This window comes from Arthrobacter sp. SPT-J7, assembly GCF_059089965.1.
The window spans coordinates 1-1,911 of sequence record NZ_JBNHFF010000382.1 but is presented as its reverse complement, the minus strand read 5'-3'; the positions used below and the strand labels follow the sequence as shown (position 1 = coordinate 1,911).

Annotated in this window: 2 protein-coding genes; one reads left to right on the top strand and one right to left on the bottom strand. The window is 63.7% G+C overall.

What is annotated here, in order from left to right:
• Positions 1-1,413, bottom strand: a 1,413-nt coding sequence (locus AC5RWX_RS32845) for a DUF1538 domain-containing protein (protein ID WP_494100352.1), incomplete at its 3' end; no start/stop codon positions are given.
• A 249-nt stretch (positions 1,414-1,662) separates the two neighbouring features.
• On the opposite strand from AC5RWX_RS32845, the gene AC5RWX_RS32840 reads away from it, so the two are divergent.
• On the top strand, positions 1,663-1,911 hold a 249-nt coding region (locus AC5RWX_RS32840), incomplete at its 3' end, for a cupin domain-containing protein (RefSeq protein WP_494100351.1).

The window sequence follows — 1,911 nt, the reverse complement described above, 5'->3', positions numbered from 1 at the left end:
GAAGACCGAGGCGAAAGCGATCAGTCCAAACCCGTCGATCAGCACATCCCGCCCATCCACCGCGGCTGCCAGCCCGATGCCGAGGGCGGTCACCAGCGGCACGGTGACTTCCGACGTCGTCACGCCGCCGAGATCGAAGGCAAGGGCGATGATGTACTTCGGCGCGACAAACACCAGCGCGATCGCCACGGCGTAGGAAGCCATGATGAAGTAGTGGAAGGGCCCGCCGCTGAGGATGCGGAAAACGCCGAAGGCGATTCCCAGGGCAACGCCGGCCGCCACGATTACGCGGACCGCGAAGGCGCTGATCCGGCCGGGCGACGCGACCTCCGCCTGCTCACCGATGGCCAGCAGGGCCGGTTCGGCCATGGTGACCGCAAAACCGATCAGCAGGCCGAAGAGTAGGATCAGCGCGGGGACTCCCTGCTCGATCAGTTGCTCGGCCATGAGCGTCCCCAGCGGGAAGAGCCCCAGCTTGAGCCCCACCACAAAGGCGTACAGGCCCACCAGGACCATAACGAAGCCGACGACGACGCGTAGCGGGTGCGCCAGCCTGCGCCGCAGTGCCACGTACTGGAAGAACAGGACCACGCCGACGATCGGCAGGACCTCCCGGAGCATGGATGCCAGGCCGAGGATCATCCCCACCACCCAGTCTCCGGGGTCCTCTTCCGGCCCGGTGGCCGGTGGTGGTGGGCCGCTGGCGCCGAAGCTGTAGACCCAGGTCCCGTAGAGCTGGACGCCGATCATGGGCACCATGACGCACAGAGCCACCAGTCCAAACCCGTCGGTGAGCAGGCTGCGCCCCCTGATCGAATTCGCTAGGCCGAGCCCGATCGCCGCGATCAGCGGCACGCTGACGATGTTGGTGGTGACTCCACCGGAGTCGTAGGCAATACCAATGATTTCCGGCGGGGCCACATAGGTGAGCAGCAGTACCACGACGTAGCCGGCAATCAGGAGCTTATGGACCGCCCAGCCGCGCAGGACACGCAACACCCCCAGGACCAGAACGAGCCCCACGGACACCGCGATGACAAAGCGCAGCACCAGCGCGTTGATCCGGTCACCGCTGACCAGTTGCGCCTGCTCTGCTACCGCAATCACGGCGGGTTCCGCCACGGAGGCGGCGAAGCCGATGGCGAAACCGAAAGGCAGCAGCAGTCCCAGGGCGCCGCGCCGAACGAACTGGTTGGCCAGGTTCTTGCCTACCGGAAAAATGCTCAGGTCCAGGCCGTGGAGGAACAGTGCGATGCCCGCAGCCACGATGAGGAGCCCCGCCGCCAGTTGCAGGGGATCTTCAGGGATGGAGCGGAACACCAGCAACTGGAACAGGACCACGACGAAGACTATGGGCAGGAGGTTTTTGAGCGCCTTGAGGAATTCGCGGGCAAATCGGCTGAGGTGCTCCATCGGGTCCTCTCCCGGTGAAATCCTGGAAGTACCTGGCCTTTCAGTGTGCCCGTCCTGCCAGGTCAAAGTCCACCAACCAGTCATCCCGCCGTATTGACAGGACCCCCTGCCGGGCGCACCCTGATAGCGCTGGTTGCCCGTGTGTTGGCCGGCATTCAGCCGCTTGGGGGGAGCCGCCAGCCAACCCTCCCGGAGTTCTCTGGGCACTCCGGATGAATAGTTCCACCCACTCCCTGTTAGGAAATAGAAATGGCCGGAGATTCGATCAGAGTCCTTGAAGCGAAGTCATTCGACGAACCGGATGAAAAACGCCGCCCGCCGAAAACCCAGGTCGATGTTGTCAACATCGGAGACACTACCTTGGGCAGGTTTACTTTTGAACCGGGCTGGAAGTGGTCCGAGACTGTCAAAACCGTGGTCCATACCGATAGTTGCCAGGTTAATCACGTGGGCATCTGCGCAGCCGGGACACTGACGGTGGAGATGCTGGACGGCACC